Below are 18,355 nucleotides of genomic sequence, written 5' to 3' on the forward strand. Positions count from 1 at the left end.
GCCTCCCCCTTTCCCATCTTGACGCCGAGGCCGCCATGTGGTTCCTGCTTATTCCGCCGATCGCCGTCCTGATGACTCTTGTCTGGTTCGTCCTGCGTTCGCGTCCTGAACGTCGACCCGAAGCGTTGATCACCGTCGAGGGTTACCGGCGTAGCATGGCCGCTCTTGCGCGGCCGCTGCACTCGTCGCGTGATCCGTCCGCTCATGATCGAAACTGGGCGGTCCGTGCTGGCACCCGGCTACCGGACCCGCGACCACCGGACGCGCCGTAGCTTCTACCCGCTGTGGATCCCTCGTGCGGGGTAGTTTCTCGGGCCTGCGCGCGCGTGAAACCGCGGAACAGGGTCATGATCGTGCGTTTTTCAGCCCGCTAGACTGCGGACATGACGCGGCGTATCCAGACACTCATTGTTGCGTCCACTTTGTCATTGCTGCTTGTGGTCGTGGGTCTGTGGCTACCGGTGCCGTTCGTGCTGCTGTCACCCGGGCCGGTGACCGATACGCTCGGGCGTCCTGACGGTAAGCCGCTGATCGAAATTGATGGCCGGCAGACCTATCCGACCTCGGGGAAGCTTGAGCTGACAACGGTCGAGGAGGTTCCCCGGCTGAACGTGCTCGGCGCGGTCCGTGGCTGGCTCGACAGTGACCAGGCCGTAGTGCCCCGGGAACTGGTACAGCCACCGGGCACCAGCGATGAGGAGATCCGCCAGGAGAACACCGCGGCAATGATCGATTCGCAGGATCAGGCGACCGCCGCGGCTCTCGGCGAGATCGGTGTCGCCGCAACCGGAACGTCCGTGGTCGTCCATCAGCTCGGTGAGCACTCACCCGCCGAGGGCAAGCTGCTGCCGGGTGACGTGATCGTATCCGTGGACGGCACCGGCGTCTCCACGCAGGAGCAGCTGCGGGACGCGATAGCGCGCGTCCGCCCCGGGCAGCCGGTGGCCATCTCCTACGTTCGTGACAGCGGCGCGCCCGCGCAGACCTCCATCACGACGGTGCCCGCGCCGGGTGACGCGGGTCGGCCGGCTATTGGGATCATCACCACCGAGAAACACAGCTACCCGTTCACGGTGAAGATCAGACTCAAGGACGTGGGCGGACCGAGCGCCGGGCTGATGTTCGCTCTCGGCATAGTCGACCTCCTCGGGCCCGAGCAGCTCACCGGCGGCCGGACGATCGCGGGCACCGGCACCATCGACGCCAGTGGTACGGTCGGGCCGATCGGAGGCATCCAGCAAAAGCTCCTCGGCGCCCGCCAAGCCGGCGCCGTGGCCTTCCTCGTACCGGCTGCGAACTGCGCGGACGCCCGGGAGTCCGCGCCGGCCGGTCTCCGGCTCGTCCGGGTCGAAACGTTGAAGGACGCCATCAGCGATCTGAACGCTCTCGCCGGCAATCCGCAGGCGGACGTCCCCAGCTGCTGAGAACCGGGCAGCTGCCCTCCTACGGTGGTCCTCCGATCGGCCTCCGGCGTCCAGCGCCGGAGGCCGATCCGTCAGCGGAAGTGCTGGCCTGGGGCAAAGACGGCACGATCATGTTTTTCTCGCTCCCGGTCGCTGGTGAGCCCAGATCCCCAGTCACTAGTGAAAGGTTGCGAGCAGGCCGTCCACGAGGCCGTCGGCAAGGTCCGGATCGACCACGAGCTCCTCCTCCCCGCGTACCCGCAGGCAGGACGCATGCTGCCCATCGCGGGTCACCCCGACCGCCAACCGCACGTCCTGGCGTTCGGGATGGTTGGCCGCCCAGATCTCGATGTCCACCTCTTCGTAGGGAGCTTCCTGTTCGGCGCTCGGGGGCAGCACGACGAGTTCGGTGACCAGGACGCAGCCGAGGACCTCCGGAGGCCAGCCGATGCCGGCCAGCACCTCGTCAAGGCGTCCGACGGGCAGGGGCTCCTGCTCGACCGGAGTGAGTGAACCGGGGACGACCTCGCCGATGTGCGAGGCCAGGGTCGGCTCACGGGCGACGAGCTCGGACGTGTCCGCCAGCGCGTAGACCTGACTGGGCTGGTCCCAGCCCAGATCGGCCACGTGCCGCTCGACCTCCAGCACGACGGAAGTCAACTCACTGATGTCGGGGCTGCTCACTAGCCCATCCTCTCCGATGGTGCCAGTCGGGCACTGGCGTAGGTTGCCTCCCAGGTGGACAACCCGGTCGTGTGCCCCCGACACAAGGAGGAGCGAGTGGCAGCAGCCCGCAGACCACTGGTGGCGCGTACCCGCATCCTCATCCCCACTCTGGTCGTGGTCATTGTTCTGATCGTTCTACTCGGCGTCTTCACGCGGGTCTACACCGACCTGCTCTTCTTCCGGTCGGTCGGCTTCGGCAAGGTCTTCAAGACCGCCCTGTCAACGCGGATACTGCTCTTCGTCGTCTTCGGTGCGCTGATGGCTGCCGCGGTGGGCACCAACCTGGCGCTCGCGTACAAGCTGCGACCACCGGTCCGTCCGCTCTCCCTCGAACAGCAGAATCTCGAGCGCTACCGGGTCGCCATCGAACCGTACATGGTCCCGATCCTGCTCGCGGTCTCGATCCTGTTCGGCATCGTAGCGGGTATCTCGGCATCCGGTCGGTGGCGGACCTGGCTGTTGTGGCGCAACGGCGAGTCCTTCGGGCAACGAGACGCCCAGTTCCACCGTGACATCAGTTACTACGCATTCACCTATCCGTTCCAGCGCTTCCTGCTCGGCTTTCTGTTGACCACCGTGGTGCTGTCGTTGCTGGTAACACTGGTGACGCACTACCTGTTCGGCGGTATACGGCTGCAGACCCAGGGCGAACGGGTGGTGTCGGCGGCGAAGGCGCACATATCCGTCATGTTGGGCCTGCTCGCCCTGCTGAAGGCGTGGGCTTACTACCTCGATCGCTTCGGGCTGGTTTTCTCCTCACGCGGGACGGTGAACGGAGCGTCCTACACCGACACGCACGCGGTACTTCCCGCGAAGCTCATCCTGTTGTTCATCTCACTGCTGTGCGCGGTGTTGTTCATTTACAACATCTTCCAGCGGGGATGGACGTTGCCCCTGCTGTCCGCCGGCATACTCGTGCTGTCCGCCCTGGTGGTGGGAGGTATCTACCCGGCGATCGTCCAGCAGTTCCAGGTCCGGCCGAACGAGGCCTCCCGTGAGGCGCCCTACATCTCCCGGAACATCGCGGCCACCCGCTCCGCATACGGGATCGACCGGATAAGACCGCAGGCCTACGACGCGGCCAACACCCCCGACACCACCGAGCTCGGCGCGGACTCGGCAACGCTGTCCAATGCCCGCCTGCTGGACCCGAATGTGCTGTCCCCGACCTACGACCAGCTCCAGCAGATCCGCGGATACTACGGATTCCCGGCCTCGCTCGACATCGATCGCTACACCGTCGCGGGCCCGGACGGGCGCAGCGGCACCCAGGACTACGTGCTCTCCGTCCGCGAACTCGATCAGAACGGTCTCGCGCAACAGCAGCGGAACTGGATCAACCTGCATCTGACGTACACCCACGGCAAGGGATTTGTCGCGGCGCCGGCGAACACCGTCGACAGCTCCGGGCGCCCGGTCTTCACCGAGCAGAACCTGCCGCCGATCGGCCCGCTGAACGTGCAGGAGAGCCGGATCTACTTCGGCGAAATGTCCCCGGACTATTCGATCGTCGGCACCCGGCAGGCTGAGATCGACGGACCGGGCGCCACCTCGGGCAGCCAGGCGACGACAAGCTACGACGGGGACGGTGGCGTGTCGATCGGCTCGACATTGCGCCGGGCCCTGTTCGCGTTGCGCTTCCAGGAAAAAAACATTCTGCTGTCGAGTGACATCACTGACAGCTCCCGTATTCTCTACGTGCGTAACCCGCGTGACCGGGTGAGCAAGGTCGCACCCTGGCTGACCCTGGACGGCGACCCGTACCCGGCGGTCGTCGACGGCCGGGTGACATGGATCCTCGACGGCTACACGACCACCGACGGATATCCCTATGCCGAACGTCGGACGCTCGGCTCGGTGACCGCGGACGCGGTGACCAACCGTGCATCCAACCGGCCCGGGCAGGCCGCGAACGAGGTCAACTACATCCGTAATTCCGTGAAGGTCACCGTCGACGCCTACAACGGAACCGTCACGCTCTACGCCTGGGACGAGGCGGATCCCGTCCTGAAGACCTGGATGAAGGCGTTCCCGGGCACCGTGAAGGCGAAGAAGGACATTCCCGCGTCCCTGCTGAGCCATCTCCGCTACCCGGAGGACCTCTTCAAGGTGCAGCGGGATCTCATCGCCTCGTACCACGTGACCGATCCGCGTGAGTTCTACTCGCAGGAGGACTTCTGGGCGGTTTCGCCGTCCCCGGATGACCAGAACCAGACACAGCCGCCGTTCTACGTCTACAGCCAGCTGATCGGGCAGTCGCAACCCAGCTTCAACCTGACCTCCCCGCTGCTGGCGCGGGGATCGTCGAAACTCGCCGCCTACATGGCGGTGTCGAGTGATCCCGGCAACTACGGCGAGTTCCAGGTCCTGCAGCTACCCAAGGGCGTCACGATCAACGGGCCGGTCCAGGTACAGAACCTCATCGAGTCCAATGCGAAGATCTCCCAGGAGCTGAGCCTGCTGCGGGGCCAGGGCTCGCGGACCATCCAGGGGAACCTGCTGACCCTGCCGGTGGCGGGCGGGCTGCTTTATGTCGAGCCGTACTACGTCCAGGCGCGGGAGAACGCGGTGTATCCGACCCTGCAACGGGTGGCGGCGGTCTTCGGCGAGAACATCGGTTTCGCGCCGACCCTGAGCGAGGCGCTGGGACAGGTCTTCGGCACGGCTACCGGGCCACCCAGCGCGGGAACAGGCGGGACGGGAACGGGCGGGAATGTTCCGCCGAGCAGTACGAGCGATCCGCAGATCCGGCAGGCGATCACCGATGCCGACCGCGCGTTCACCGCCGGGCAGGAGGCGTTGAAGAAGGATCCCCCCGACTTCACCGCCTACGGCACCGCGCAGAAGGACCTGTCGGACGCGTTGGACCGGTTGGCGCGGCTGGCAGGGGCGGCACCGTCATCGCCGGTGAGCCCTTCGCCGTCGCCCTCTCCTTCCTCTCCGTCACAGCCGGCGCCGGCCGCCCCCCCGCCGTCGACTCCCGCGCCGGCAGCGGCTCCTACCAGCGTGCTGCTCCCCGGCGCACCGGCGAGCACGGCGTCGGCTCGGGCGCCAAGCGGGTAGCCGGCGAGTGGGAGCCTGCCGGCGGCAGCCGGCTGGCAGCCGATCGAGAAATTCGATCAAGCTCGTTTGACACCACCCACCCTGCATCTAGTATGGTGAAGCCACACCGACGCGGGGTGGAGCAGCTCGGTAGCTCGCTGGGCTCATAACCCAGAGGTCACAGGTTCAAATCCTGTCCCCGCTACCTAGGGAAAACGCCCCCGGAGAGATCCTCTCCGGGGGCGCTTTCGCGTCCGTGTGACCAAACTTGTGACCAGACGCCGCGCGGACGTGGCCCTGTCAGCCCTCCTCGGGCTCCTCCCTTCCAAGGATCAGGTTCGTGACCGTGGTGGCGGTGGTGGCCTCCCGGGTGAGGTCGCCGGTCCGCTGGACGTAGGTCGCAAGCGTGAACGCCACGCTGGCGTGTCCGATGCGTTCGCTGACGACCTTCGGGTTCGCCCCGGCGTCGATCGACACGGTGGCGTAGCCGTGGCGCCCGTCGAAGGTGATCTGCTCGTGGTCGGCAACGGTCGGATGTGAACCTTCGGCGGTTGGCCGGAACCGCTACAGCCGATCGGCTACATCGCCGCTGCCGCCGCTGCCGCCGCTGCTGCCGCTGCCGGTGCCGGTGACGTGGGCAAGGGTGAGCCGGTGGCTGTCCGAGCTTCTACTTGAATGTCACCGAGCCGCAGCTGAGCATCTCCGGCGGTGGGATCGAAGCTGATTTCCCGACGGTGACGAGGCGGGATCCGGAGAAGTTGTAGAAGGTGCTGTCGCCCCGATAGTCCTTACCGTTGGTGCTGCTGCCTGCCCAGCTTTCGATCGCGGCGGCAGGCGGCTGCGTCCGGCGGCACCCCCACGTTGCCGCGTTCCGCAGTGAGGCGCCGTACGGCAGTGCCGCCTGCTGCCCGTCGAGTGTGACCAGCCGCAACCGGGCGTCGACATATCGGAAGGCTGTTGCCAGCTGCATCGCCGCTCCCTGGTCGAACCGGACGAACACCTCCGCGTGCCCGTCCCGGTCGGCGTCGACCGAGCCGAGTACACCCTGCGCCGCGGGGTACGGCCCACTGTCGAAACGAACTTCCTCGGTACGGCCGGTCGAGTAGACGACACGGAGCAGACCGGCAGCGGGAAGCGTGATCGATTCTGTGCGGCCGTCACCGTCGACGTCACCGTCCCGAGCCGCTTGCGGCGAGCCGTTCGAGCTCGACGACGACGCTGGGCCGATCGCCGTTCCCGGCGATGCTGATCGGACCGCACTCACCTGGCCGGTACCCGCCGATGTCGAGGCGCTCGACGGCCGTGTGCCGGATGAATCCACGGTGTCGGTACCGGTGCAGCCCGTTGTCATCAGGATGAGCGTGGTGGCTGCCGCGACAGCGACAACGATGGAAGGCGCAGATATGCGCATGACGACCCCCGGCAGTCAGAAAAAGCGTCCGTTCTGCATATCCGATGATTCAGATGGATACGAGACCGCTGTGGTGTGACGGGCCTGTCCGGATACTGACAGGGGTAAAGCCGCCGTCACCTCGTTGAAATGCTGCGGGTTTTGTTGGAACGCGGCGGAGCGCCGACCGGCTTTCGTACGGGCGACGAAGCCGTGGCGGTCACCGCCGGGCGCGTGTCGCGACGGGCTCAGAGCCGGAGGATGCGCCGCGGGCTCAGGGTCGGGGGGTGCGCCAGGGGCTCGCCGGGCGTAGCAGGTCGGCCGAGCGCAGCAGCACCTCGGCGAGCATGCGGGCTTCCTCGGGCGTGAGGTAGGCGGCGGCGAGGGCGTCGAGCATCGGAGCGTCCAGACGCAGCAGGATCACTGGAGCCTGCCCCGGGGCGGCCGGCGGCTCAGGCCGGACCGTGATCTCTGCCTGACCGATCCGGGTGGTCAGAACGCCGTCCTGCGGATCGTGATGAACCAGTGCCATGGTCATCCACTCCTCCTGAACCGAACCGGTTCCGGCTGTTGCACATGTTGGACTCTCTTCCCCCGGTACTGGTTGCTCCGGTCGGACGTCGGCTTCCCGACCCTGGACGCGAGAGAAGCATGATCGTGCTGCTTCCGGCTCGCTGGGTGCTGTCCGGACCATGCAGCCACGCCGTGGTCCTAAAAGTAGTCATACGGGCACGCAGTTGAATGTAGGTGAGGGAAACTTCGATCTTAATTCACGATCAGTAGTTCTATTGCCACCTATCGCCTACCTCTGGAAGGGCCGAGATGACGCCGAGCTCCGAGGGGCCCACCGCCGATGTGCCGGAGCGGGACCGCCGTGATCCCTATCATTCCGCGCTGCTGCGCGGCCTGACCATGCCACGCACGCGTCCGCGTCAGGCGGCGGGACAACGGCCGGCACGGCCGGCAGGGCCGGCAGGGGGCTGGAGCATGATCGGACGGCGGGAGTTCCTCCGCCTGTCCGGCTTGATGGCCGGTGGTGGCGTCCTGCTGGCAGCATGCGGTGAGGACCGCCCCGTATCCCCACCGCCACCCCCGGAGCCGAGCCCTCTTCCGGAGCTCACCGTCACCGAGTACTGGACCGGCAAGACGCCCGCCGGCCATCTCGACTTCGCGAACTGGCCGCTGTACATCGACACGTCCGCGGTCCGGGCGGACGCTCATCCGACACTCGACACGTTCACCCACGCGACCGGTATCACGGTCTCCTACCACGAGGTCATCGAAAACGACGAATCGTTCTATGCGGGGATCCGGCCGCTGCTCGAGGCAGTACGCCCGGTCGGTTACGACCTGATGGTCATCACCAACGGGCAGGTGCTCGCCGAACTCATCCGGCTGAACCACCTGGCGCCGCTGGACGCAAGCCGGCTTCCGGCCTTTTTCGCCAACGCCGACGAGAGTATCGTGAATCCCGCCTACGACCCGAACAACCGGTTCACGGTCGCCTGGCAGTCGGGAATCACGGGGATCGCCTATGATCCCAACCGCACCGGCCGAGAGATCAGAAGCTTCAACGATCTGTTCGATCCGGCTTTCGCCGGTCGGGTCGGGATGTTCGGTGACGTCCGTGACCTGCCGAACTTCGCCTTGGTAGGCATGGGAATCACGCCTGAGACGTCGACGCCGGCGCACTGGCGGAAGGCCGCGGACATCCTGCGCAAACAACGGGACGACCGTATCGTCCGCAACTACTACCAGCAGGACTACATCGAGCCTCTCAAGAAAGGGGACATATGGCTGTCCATGGCGTGGTCCGGAGACATTTTCCAGGCCAATTCCGAGGGCGCCGACCTGCGTTTCATCATTCCCGACGAGGGTGGAATACTGTGGACGGACAGCATGTGCATCCCGGTTACCGCACCACATCCGGTGGACGCCATCACCTTCATGGACTTCGCCTATCAGATCGACATCGCCGCGAAACTCGCCGAAGGGATCAACTACATCACCCCGGTACCGTTCGCGCGGGACCGGATCATCCGGGACGCGGGTGCCGCCAGCGGTGCCGCACAGGCGCAGATGATGGCCACCGCCGACAGCCCGCTGGTTTTCCCCGTCCGTTCGGATCTGGCCCGGCTCCGGCGCTACCGCGTCCTGACCAGGGCCGAGGCCGCCGAGTGGAACAGCCTGTTCCAGCCCATCTACCAATCCTGACGGCTACCAGCCCTGACCCGTCCGGTACCGGTCCTGACAGCTGCCAGCCCGACCTGTCCTCTCCGATCTGTCCGATCCGATCTGTCCGATCCGATCTGTCCGATCCGACCTGTCAGCTCTGGCGGCGCGGGCAGGGCCGGCTCAGCCCTCGGACAGCGCTGCCGGCGGGGCCGTCGTGAGAACCGGATCCGATGCCAGGTCCGCTGCCGTGTCGAGTGCCGCCCGGAGAGCGGCCGACAGCACGTCCACGTCGGCGAGGTCGATGACCAGCGGCGGGCAGAAGGCAAGGGTCGACGTGCCGATCGGACGGACGATGACGCCGTGGGCGAGCATGCGGTTACGGGTCGCGGTGGCGTCCAGTCCGCTCGGCAGGTCGACCGCCCACATGGCGCCGCAGCCACGGACGTCGGTGAGACCGTGCGTCCTCGCGACCGAGCGCAGCCCGGCCGCGAGGCGGTCACCTATCGCCGGTGCCCGATCGATCAGGCCCTCGGACTCCAGCAGGCCGATGTTGGCAAGGGCGGCGGCGCACGCCGCCGGATGCCCCGCATAGGTGCCGCCGTGGCGCAGCAGCACGGCCGGGCGGTTGAGCGGTTCGTGTACGGCGGGACCGACGAGCACTCCGCCCAGCGGTTGGTAGCCGCTGGTGACAGCCTTGGCAAAAGTGACGATGTCGGGCCGGACACCGAAGTGGCCCGCGCCGAACCAGTCTCCCAATCGGCCGAATCCGGTGATCACCTCGTCGAGGATCAGGAACGCGCCGTGACGGTCGCACAGGTCACGCAACCCGGTGAGGTAACCCGGACGCGGGGGATGGACGCCCCCGGCGCCGATCACAGGCTCGGTGATCACCGCGGCGACCCGGCCGTGGTTGCCGTCCATCACCGCGCTCACCGCGTCCAGGTCATCCTTGCCGACCTGGACGATGTCGCCGACACCCGGGCCGAATCCCTCCCGGTTGGCTGGAAGGCCGGTCAGGCTCATCCCGCCGTAGGTGACGCCGTGGTAGCTCGGGGAGCGACTGATGATGATTGTCCGCTCCGGCTGGCCGGCGACGGCATGCGCAAGACGGGCGATCTTCACGGCGCTGTCCACCGCCTCGGACCCGCCGTTGGTGAGGAAGACCCGGGCCCGCGGCATGGGTGCGAGCGTGGCGAGCCGTTCGGCGAGTGCCTCGGCCGGGGCGTTGGTGAACCGTTCGAAGAGGTGGAACGCGTCCAGCTTCCGCAGTTGCGCCGCAACCGCTTCGATGATCTCCTCGCGGCCGTGTCCGGCCGCGCAGTACCACAGGCCTGCCATGCCGTCGATGTAGCGACGGCCGGAGTCGTCCGTGACGTACGTGCCCTTGCCGGAGACGATCCGGATGAACGAGTCCGCGGGCGCCGCCGGACGTGCGAACGGGTGCAGCAGCGGCCCCGGTTTCGCCGGTTCCCGCACGGCAGGGTGCGGCTGGGCGGGGTGCGATTGTGCGGGGTGTCGCGCGGGTGCGGGGTGTGGCATGGAGGCAAGTACCGCACGTCCCAGGCACTGTCGCAACAGCCTTGCCGGTACACACACGTGCCTTGCCGGTGCGTATGCGCCGGGTGCGTATGCGCTGGGCGTATGCGTGCGGCGGCCTGGTCCGGTCAGCGTGCGCCCCAGGTGAAGGTCTGCTTCACCAGGCGCAGGTAGACGAACGTCTCTGTCTCCCGCACCTGTGGCAGGGCGCGGATGCGATCGTTGATCAGCGAAAGCAGGTGCTCGTCGTCCTCGGCGACGATTTCCAGGATCAGGTCGAACGAGCCCGCGGTGAGCACCACGTAGTCGACCTCGGGCAGCGCCGCGATGGCGTCCGCCACTTCCCGGGTGTCACCGGACACTCTGACGCCGATCATGGCTTCGCGCTGGAATCCGACGCGTAACGGATCGGTGACCGCGACGATCTGTACGATTCCGGCGTCCAGCATCCGCTGGACCCGCTGGCGGACCGCGGCTTCGGACAGGCCCACCGCTGTGGCCATGGCCGCATACGACCGCCGGCCGTCCCGCTGGAGCTGTTCGATGATCGCTTTGTTGACGTCGTCCAGAAGGGGTTCCGGCGCCGTCCGCGCACTGCTTGCCTTACGTGGTTGGGACAACGTCCTCCTTATCGGGTGAGGATGAACCGGGAGTAATCGTGATTTGGTCCGCTGGATGCACCCGAAGGTAATCGTAAGCCTGTCGGAGTGGTTCATCCGGTATGGAACCGACATTTCCTGTCCGGACTGTTGCGACGGATTCCCTGGTAGTCCTCCTGGACGGGCTACGCTTTCCGTACCGAGCGCTGGAGGTCCGGGCGGCCCGAGTCCCCGAGTCCCCGGGTCATTGGGAGGGGTGCGGAGAACATGGCCGGAACAGCGTCTGCAGGCATCTCACCGACTCACCGCGACGGGCGCGTGGCTGCCCTGACCGAGCGTGAGGAACTGCGGCTGCAGGCACGCACCCCGGGTTCACAGGCGATGCATTCCCGGGCGGTGCGGTCGATGACCGGCGGGGTTCCGTCGTCCTACCAGGCCCGTGATCCCTGGCCGATCTACCTGACGCATGGGCGTGGTTCTCGGGTGTGGGACGTCGACGGGAGTGAGTACTGCGACTTCCACAACGGCTTCGGGTCGATGGTGCAGGGGCACGCGCATCCGGCGATCGTCCGGGCGGTACAGGAGCGGATCGGGCTGGGCAGCCACTTCGCCATGCCGACCGAGGACTCCGTGATTGTCAGTGAGGAGCTGGCGCGTCGCTTCGGGCTGCCGCAGTGGCGCTATGTCAACTCGGGGTCGGAAGCGACCATGGATGCGATCCGGATTGCCCGGGCCGTCACCGGACGCGAGACGATCATCAAGATTTTCGGCTCCTACCACGGCCATCACGACTACGTGATGGTCTCCATCGGGACTCCTTACGACGAGATCGGCCCGCCCGACAACATGGCGTCACTCGCCTACGGCGAGGGCATCCCGCAGGCAGTCGTCGACCTGACCGTGCCGGTGCCGTTCAACGACGCCCCGGCCATGGCGCAGCGGATTGAGGCACTTGTCGCCGACGGGCGCCCCCCGGCATGTGTGATCATGGAAGCCGCGATGATGAATCTCGGCGTGATCCTGCCCGAGCCCGGTTACCTGGAGGCCGTCCACGATATCACCCGGCGTCACGGTATCGTGCTGATCTTTGACGAGGTCAAGACCGGCCTGTGCGTGGCGCCCGGGGGAGCGACCGAGCGGTTCGGTGTCGTGCCCGACATGGTCACCCTCGCCAAGGCGCTCGGCGGTGGTCTGCCGTCCGGAGCCCTCGGCGCGACCGCCGAGATCATGGACATCGTCGCATCGGACCGGGTCAAGCAGGTCGGAACGTTCAACGGCAATCCGCTGACCATGGCCGCGGCCCGGGCCAGCCTGCTGGAGGTCCTCACCCCGGAGGCGTACGCCCGGCTGGACCGGCTGTGCGGCCTGCTGATCGCCGGCTGCGACGAGATCCTCCGTCGCCACGGGCTGCCCGGCTACACGGTCGGGATCAGTTCGAAGGGCTGCGTCCACTTCACCGACGCGCCGATCCGCGACTACACCTCCTTCATGGCGCATCAGAACGCGGCTCTGCCGGAACTCGCGTGGCTGTACAACGCCAACCGGGGCGTCCTGATGGCGCCGGGCAGGGAGGAGGAGTGGACGCTGTCGGTGCAGCACACCGACGCCGACGTCGACCGCTACCTGGACTCCCTCGACGCGCTGGCCCGTGACGTCACCTCCTGACGGGGCCACCTCCTGACGGCGGCCGCGGTTCGCCGCACGCCGCCGGCCACAGCGTGCAGGTGGAGCCTGGGCCGTTCCGGCCACCGGGTCGCCTGACCAACCTTCTGGGAGTACCCGAGGGATGCCTGCGGGATGACCGAGGATATGGCGTTCAAGGGATACTTCGGTATGGTTTCCGTTTCAAATCCTTCTGACGAAGACGTAATCCGTGGTCTAGGCTGCTTGTCAGCGGCCTTCTCATGCTTAGGGAACCTGGTTGGCCGAAGAGTACGCGATCATGGTTTTCCTCGGGGTTCGGAGATCTTGAGGAACCTACAGTGGATGGCGGTGCCAATCGGTGCCGGAGTAGCCCCAGGCCCGTTCGTTTCGTGCTGGCTACCGGAGTGTGCGTATGGACAGGATCCTGACGAACTTCATCGGCGGCGCCAGGGTTCCGGCGTCGGACGGGCGCACGATGCCGCTGGTGAACCCGTCCACCGGAGAGGTCTTCGCCGAAGCACCCGTGTCCGGCCCGTCCGACGTCGACACCGCGGTCCGAGCGGCCGCGCGCGCTTTCGAGTCCTGGCATGACACCACGCCGAGCAAGCGGGCCAGGGCGCTGCTCAGGCTGGCCGACGCGGTCGAGGAGCACGCCGGGGACCTCGTCCGGGCGGAGTGCGAGAACACCGGCAAGCCGATCGCGCTCACCCTGACCGAGGAGATCCCGCCGACGGCGGATCAGATCCGTTTCTTCGCCGGTGCCGCCCGGCTGCTCGAAGGCCGCTCGGCCGGCGAGTATCTGGCTGGCCACACCAGTTTCGTGCGCCGTGAGCCGGTTGGGGTCTGCGCGCAGGTCACGCCGTGGAACTACCCGATGATGATGGCGGTGTGGAAGTTCGCGCCGGCAATCGCCGCGGGGAACACCGTGGTCGTCAAGCCTTCGGAGACAACTCCGGTGAGTACGCTGCTGCTCGCCGAGATCGCCGCCGAGTTCCTGCCGGCCGGCGTCCTGAACGTGGTGTGCGGGGATCGGGACACCGGTCGGGCGCTGGTGGCTCACCCGCTACCCGCAATGGCATCGGTCACCGGCAGTGTCCGGGCGGGTATGGAGGTTGCCCGAGCGGCCGCGGATTCCCTCAAGCGGGTCCACCTGGAACTCGGGGGCAAGGCGCCGGTCATCGTCTTCGACGACGTCGACGCCGAGGAGGTCGCGCGGGGGATCGCGGGCGCGGCCTACTTCAACGCCGGCCAGGACTGCACCGCCGCCACCCGGGTACTGGCCGCCCCGGGCGTCCACGACGACCTTGTCGCGGCCCTCACCGAGCAGGCCCGGGCGACGCCGACGGGGTCGCCACAGGAGCCGGATGCGGCCTACGGCCCGCTGAACAATCTGGGCCAGCTCGGCCGCGTCCACGGCATGGTGGACCGCACGCCGCCGCATGCCGAGGTGCTCACCGGTGGGGCGCCGGTGAGCAGGCCCGGGTTCTTCTACCCGGCGACGGTGGTCGCGGGCTTGCGTCAGGACGACGAGATGATCCAGCGCGAGATTTTCGGCCCGGTTGTGACCGTCCAGCGGTTCAGCACCGAGGACGAGGCACTGGCCTGGGCGAACGGGGTCGAGTACGGGCTCGCGTCCAGTGTGTGGACGCACGACCACGGGCGGGCCATGCGAGTTGCCCGCCGTCTGGATTTCGGTTGTGTGTGGATTAACACCCACATCTCGTTGGTGGCTGAGATGCCGCACGGAGGCTTCAAGAAGAGCGGATACGGGAAGGATTTGTCGATCTACGGTCTTGAGGACTACACCCGGATCAAACACGTGATGAGCAACATCGAGTTCTGACCGGTCCGGGCTGTCGGAGGCCGACTGGGTCGCAGGTGTGTCAAGCCAGGCATCCTGCTCCACCCGGCCGACCGGTGATGAGCGGTCGGAGGGCGGCTATGGATGAGACTCGTACCCGTAAGGTGCACGATCTGATTCGTCTACCAGCGGATGGCCAGGATGACCTGACCATGGTGGACGGCGCGGATGCGGCGCGGGCCGTCCACCCGCCGGGTTCGTTGCGCTATGCCACTCGATATGTGACGGTGCACGGATATCGAAGGGCCTACATACGGGTGGGGCGCGGCCCCGCGCTGCTGCTCATCCACGGGATCGGGGACAGTTCGCAGACCTGGCGCGACCTTATTCCATTGCTCGCCCAGGGGCGGATGGTGATCGCACCGGATCTTCTTGGTCACGGTGAGTCCGACAAGCCGCGTGGTGACTATTCCATCGGTGGATACGCATGTGGGATGCGTGACCTTTTGACGGTGCTCGGTATCGACCGGGTGACGGTGCTCGGCCATTCCCTGGGTGGTGGCGTCGCCATGCAGTTCGCCTATCAGTTCCCCGAGCGTTGCGAGCGTGTGGTGCTGGTGGCGACTGGCGGGGTGTGTCCGGACCTCCATCCGCTGCTGCGGGCCGCGGCGACTCCCGGGTCGGGGCTGGTGCTTTCGCTGCTCGCCGCGGCGCCCCTGCGTCAGCTCGGCTGGGCGGCGACCTGGGCGCTGCGTTGGCTGCACACCGACCTGGGCCGGGATGCCGACGACCTGATGCGGACGTTTGACACCCTGCACGTGGACACCGCCCGTACGGCATTTCTGCGGACGCTGCGAGCCTCGGTGGACGGCCATGGTCAGGCAATCACCATGTTGGACCGTTGCTATCTTTCTGCCGGAATGCCGTCTATGATCATCTGGGGTGGACATGACGCGGTGATTCCGGTCGAGCACGCGCGGATCGCACACGCCGCGATGCCGGGTAGCCGCCTCGAGATCTTCGAGGATGCCGGACATTTCCCCCATCGGAGTGACCCGGAGCGCTTTCGGGCAGTGGTGGAGGACTTTTTGTCCTCCACCCGCCCGGCAACGTACTCCGCCCGGCAATGGCGGGATCTGCTGTGCTCAAGGGGACGGGCGGACCAGCAGCCCACCCGTGACCGGGGCACGGTCGGATGTCGGTGACCGCCGGCGGTGGGAAACCGCTGACAGGTGGCCCGGTGCCGGTGCCACCGCCGGCCCATCGACGCCGGTGGCAACAAGGGATCGGGCCCGCCCGGCCAGGTCTGACCGGACGGGAACCGAGGTGAAGGAACCCAGGTGAAGAAGGTGAAGCCAGAAGCGAAGATGCGTCCGTAGCCCCTCAGTCGGCGGTGAACTCACGGCGGTTGTCGGTTCGGGTTGTCGGCCTGCCGATCGTGGGCATCGTCTTGCCGAGAGTTGTGTTTGAGCCGTACCGGCAACCGTTCATACTGGTGGAAGCCTCATGCTGTTCTCGGGCATGAACAACCGCGGGTCGACTGGTCGAGTGTCCGTGATCAGCCGGGTATGATGGCCCGCTCCTGCCTGCACAGTCGGCTGCCGCACCAGATCGTCGAGACAGATGCCACTTCTATGTTCCAACCCGGTGTCGTATTGGGACGCCGCTGCCCGCTATCGTGGAGTTCGTCGAGCACGGTCATGCCAATATGGCCTATCCTTGCCGTAGTAACTGAAGTCAGAGATATATCGGAGGTCGACCGTTGGCACGTCGTGCGCGTCTGAGCTGGCCAGAAGAGCGTCGCCAAGCAAGTGAGGTCGTCGTCCGCCGGGTTGATCCCGGCCGTGGCTGGACCCTTGAGCAGGCCCGTGACCTGGTGCGGCAGGGCTACTCTGTCGAGCATGTAGCGGAACGCACAGGATTTCCGCCGCAGATGTTGAAAGTCGCCGAAGTGGCTGCCGACGAGTGAGTCGTTCGGTCACCACGCGCTCCAGTTGTGAAATAAGCACTCTCGGCGACGCGTATAGAGGCAGGCTCCGGTGGGGTTCGCCGAGCCGGACCGGGGAAGTGAGGAGCGCTACGCCGACGTTCTGGATCGGTCACCCTGCGGAGCCCGACAGCGATCCGGGGATCTGGGCCGCTGGCAGCGCGTAAAAAAGAATGATCATATTGCCTTTGGTCCGCTGGATTGCGCCGGCATCCGCGTCCGGGTCTTAATGCGGGCCCGGTGATTCGCGTCGGTCATTCCCCGGCGATGATGATCGTCCTCTTCTGATCACTTAACGTCGGTGTGCTGCGTGTACGTGATTGTTGTCTCGCTGCCCGTGGCACGAACAAGCCGATCGAGGTGGTCCGAGTAGACGCCGTCCAAGCCGAATCCCACAAGCCGATTCAGCGTCCCGGACGTCTGCGCATGCCAGCCGAAGGCGAGCAGCCCGCCAGCGTGAACCGACCGCACCATCGGTGCGCTCCACTCGTTGGCCCGTAGGTTCAACACCGTGGCACCGGAGGCCGCGGCATCGCGCACATACGCGTCCAGGTTGCCGCTGCCGGCGTGCCCGCGGAAGCCGGCATCTCGCGCGGACGCGGAGTTGACCAGTTTCACCTGATCGGGTCCGGTGACGTCGTCGAGCGATCGCCAGCAGCGGATCGCTACGAGGCTCCCGCACAGCCACAGCCGTCCTGCCGCGCCCGCGGTCCGCGCCACACCGACGACAGCCTGAGCGGCTCGCCGGGTGGCCTGCGGCGGGTCCTTCAGATCCAGGCTGAGCTCGAAGTCGCTGCCGCAGGCGGCGTAGAGGCCGGCCAGGCTCGGAAGCCGGTTCGGCAGCTGTGCCGCGGGCAGGTCGCTGATCCGGCGGCGGCGGCCCGGGGGTCCGAGGACACCGTCGTGGTGGAGTACCGGGACGCCGTCGGCGGTGAGCCACACGTCCGACTCCAGACCGCCCGCACCGCCGGTCAGCGCCCGCCTGAACGCCGCCAGGGTGTTCTCCCGCTGGAAGCGGCCTGGCGCGCCCCGGTGGGCGAATCCGATCGGACGCCTGGCGGGACGGGTCACCGAGCGATGGGCCGGGCGGGCTGGTTGAGGATGTCCAGCGTCCGGGTGTGCAGGCGGCCGTTGGTTGACAGGATCGAGCCGCCACCGGGCCCGCGGCGTCCGGTGAGATCGGTGAAGGTGCCGCCGGCCTCCTCGACGATCACCTGGAGCGCGGCCATGTCCCAGAGGGAGACGTCGGGCTCGCAGGCCAGGTCGACAGCGCCCTCGGCGACCATCATGTGGGACCAGAAGTCGCCGTAGGCGCGGGTTCGCCACACCGCCGCCACCAGCGCCATGAAGGACTCCAGCCGTCCGGCGGCCGACCAGCTCTCGATGGAGGCGAAGGACAGATAGGCGTCGGCCAGGTCCGTCACCGCGGACACGGCAAGGGAGCGGATCTCGCCGACCGCGGTCCGGGTGTGAGCGCCCTGGCCGCGCGCCGCCCACCAGCGCCGGCCCATCGCGGGGGCGCTCGCCACCCCGGCGACGACTTCGCCGTCGACTTCGAGGGCGAGCAGCGTCCCCCATACCGGTACCCCGCGCACGAAGTTCTTGGTGCCGTCCACCGGGTCGACCACCCAGCGGCGCCGGGCGTCATCACCGATCAGGCCCTGCTCCTCGCCCAGCACCGCGTCGCCGGGCCGGGCCTCGGCCAGTCGCTCGCGGATCATAGCCTCCACGGCGGTGTCGGCGTCGGTGACCGGGGTGGCGTCGGGTTTCGTTTCGACGTGCAGGTCAACGGCCTGGAAACGAGCGAGTGTGATCGCGTCGGCGGCGTCCGCGAGGGCGAGGGCGAGGGCGAGGTCGTCACCGACCGGATACCCGCCGGTGGCAGCCGCGTATCCCTCGACGGCGGCCTGCGTGCCATCGTGAACCGGCTCTTGGCCTGTTCCCAGCGTGTCTGTTCCCACAGCGTCTGTTCGCACAGCATTGGTCACGCGGGGAGCGTACCCGCGTGATGCACGTACCCGGGCAGAAGGTGGACTTCGCGGATGAGGCGCG

16 protein-coding genes and 1 tRNA gene are annotated in these 18,355 nt (G+C 67.1%); 9 read left to right on the forward strand and 8 right to left on the reverse strand.

The genetic code is table 11. The features are described 5' to 3' along the window. The first annotated feature begins 35 nt into the window (after positions 1-35). Together CV1CTNOD_RS04735 and CV1CTNOD_RS04740 are read left to right on the forward strand one after the other, a co-directional pair. A complete protein-coding gene (locus CV1CTNOD_RS04735; protein WP_131784941.1) occupies positions 36-272 on the forward strand; it encodes a hypothetical protein in 237 nt (78 codons plus the stop codon). A 111-nt stretch (positions 273-383) separates the two neighbouring features. After that, positions 384-1,424, forward strand: a complete 1,041-nt coding sequence (locus CV1CTNOD_RS04740) for a YlbL family protein (protein WP_131784942.1) — start codon at positions 384-386, stop codon at positions 1,422-1,424. Between the two features lie 156 nt (positions 1,425-1,580). Here CV1CTNOD_RS04740 and CV1CTNOD_RS04745 read toward each other — a convergent pair whose 3' ends face one another. Further along, positions 1,581-2,087: a PPA1309 family protein gene (locus CV1CTNOD_RS04745; protein ID WP_131784943.1), complete on the reverse strand. Its 507-nt coding sequence runs from the start codon at positions 2,085-2,087 to the stop codon at positions 1,581-1,583. A 96-nt stretch (positions 2,088-2,183) separates the two neighbouring features. Between CV1CTNOD_RS04745 and CV1CTNOD_RS04750 the strand changes: the two genes are divergently transcribed. Together CV1CTNOD_RS04750 and CV1CTNOD_RS04755 are read left to right on the forward strand one after the other, a co-directional pair. After that, complete coding sequence (locus tag CV1CTNOD_RS04750; RefSeq protein WP_131784944.1) at positions 2,184-5,192, forward strand: UPF0182 family membrane protein; 3,009 nt, start codon at positions 2,184-2,186, stop codon at positions 5,190-5,192. 110 nt (positions 5,193-5,302) lie between these two features. Beyond that, positions 5,303-5,376 (forward strand) — tRNA-Met (locus tag CV1CTNOD_RS04755). Positions 5,377-5,471: 95 nt separating this feature from the next. Here CV1CTNOD_RS04755 and CV1CTNOD_RS24405 read toward each other — a convergent pair. The 3 genes from CV1CTNOD_RS24405 to CV1CTNOD_RS04765 all read right to left on the reverse strand — a co-directional run bounded on the left by CV1CTNOD_RS24405 (position 5,472) and on the right by CV1CTNOD_RS04765 (position 7,093). After that, the gene (locus CV1CTNOD_RS24405) at positions 5,472-5,648 is read right to left on the reverse strand and encodes a hypothetical protein (protein WP_165485312.1); all 177 of its coding nucleotides are present in this window, start codon (positions 5,646-5,648) and stop codon (positions 5,472-5,474) included. 190 nt (positions 5,649-5,838) lie between these two features. Next, a complete protein-coding gene (locus tag CV1CTNOD_RS04760; protein WP_131784945.1) occupies positions 5,839-6,582 on the reverse strand; it encodes a hypothetical protein in 744 nt (247 codons plus the stop codon). Positions 6,583-6,835: 253 nt separating this feature from the next. After that, a complete protein-coding gene (locus tag CV1CTNOD_RS04765) occupies positions 6,836-7,093 on the reverse strand; it encodes a hypothetical protein (RefSeq protein WP_131765590.1) in 258 nt (85 codons plus the stop codon). Positions 7,094-7,383: 290 nt separating this feature from the next. Here CV1CTNOD_RS04765 and CV1CTNOD_RS04770 point away from each other — a divergent pair, with 290 nt between their 5' ends. Next, a complete protein-coding gene (locus CV1CTNOD_RS04770) occupies positions 7,384-8,775 on the forward strand; it encodes a polyamine ABC transporter substrate-binding protein (RefSeq protein WP_131784946.1) in 1,392 nt (463 codons plus the stop codon). Positions 8,776-8,916: 141 nt separating this feature from the next. Here the strand turns inward: CV1CTNOD_RS04770 and CV1CTNOD_RS04775 are convergent, their stop codons facing one another. Beyond that, positions 8,917-10,212, reverse strand: a complete 1,296-nt coding sequence (locus CV1CTNOD_RS04775) for an aspartate aminotransferase family protein (RefSeq protein ID WP_242606367.1) — start codon at positions 10,210-10,212, stop codon at positions 8,917-8,919. Between the two features lie 188 nt (positions 10,213-10,400). Then, the gene (locus CV1CTNOD_RS04780) at positions 10,401-10,892 is read right to left on the reverse strand and encodes an Lrp/AsnC family transcriptional regulator (protein ID WP_347402891.1); all 492 of its coding nucleotides are present in this window, start codon (positions 10,890-10,892) and stop codon (positions 10,401-10,403) included. Positions 10,893-11,138: 246 nt separating this feature from the next. Between CV1CTNOD_RS04780 and CV1CTNOD_RS04785 the strand changes: the two genes are divergently transcribed. The 4 genes from CV1CTNOD_RS04785 (at position 11,139) to CV1CTNOD_RS04800 (ending at position 16,285) form a co-directional block, all read left to right on the forward strand. Next, positions 11,139-12,536, forward strand: coding sequence for an aspartate aminotransferase family protein (locus CV1CTNOD_RS04785; RefSeq protein WP_131784948.1), 1,398 nt, complete (start codon positions 11,139-11,141; stop codon positions 12,534-12,536). Positions 12,537-12,927: 391 nt separating this feature from the next. Then, entirely contained in the window at positions 12,928-14,358 is a 1,431-nt protein-coding gene (locus CV1CTNOD_RS04790) for a gamma-aminobutyraldehyde dehydrogenase (RefSeq protein ID WP_131784949.1), read from the forward strand. 98 nt (positions 14,359-14,456) lie between these two features. Next, complete coding sequence (locus tag CV1CTNOD_RS04795; protein WP_131784950.1) at positions 14,457-15,521, forward strand: alpha/beta fold hydrolase; 1,065 nt, start codon at positions 14,457-14,459, stop codon at positions 15,519-15,521. Positions 15,522-16,078: 557 nt separating this feature from the next. After that, positions 16,079-16,285: a hypothetical protein gene (locus CV1CTNOD_RS04800; protein WP_131765539.1), complete on the forward strand. Its 207-nt coding sequence runs from the start codon at positions 16,079-16,081 to the stop codon at positions 16,283-16,285. Positions 16,286-16,591: 306 nt separating this feature from the next. On the opposite strand, the gene CV1CTNOD_RS04805 is transcribed toward CV1CTNOD_RS04800, so the two are convergent. Together CV1CTNOD_RS04805 and hisN are read right to left on the reverse strand one after the other, a co-directional pair. Then, positions 16,592-17,374, reverse strand: coding sequence for a glycerophosphodiester phosphodiesterase (locus tag CV1CTNOD_RS04805; RefSeq protein ID WP_131784951.1), 783 nt, complete (start codon positions 17,372-17,374; stop codon positions 16,592-16,594). Beyond that, positions 17,371-18,291, reverse strand: a complete 921-nt coding sequence (hisN, locus tag CV1CTNOD_RS04810) for a histidinol-phosphatase (protein ID WP_131784952.1) — start codon at positions 18,289-18,291, stop codon at positions 17,371-17,373. The genes CV1CTNOD_RS04805 and hisN overlap by 4 nt, the downstream gene beginning before the upstream one ends. Positions 18,292-18,355: the final 64 nt, after the last annotated feature.

Source organism: Protofrankia symbiont of Coriaria ruscifolia (assembly GCF_900634745.1).
GTDB lineage: Bacteria > Actinomycetota > Actinomycetes > Frankiales > Frankiaceae > Protofrankia > Protofrankia californiensis.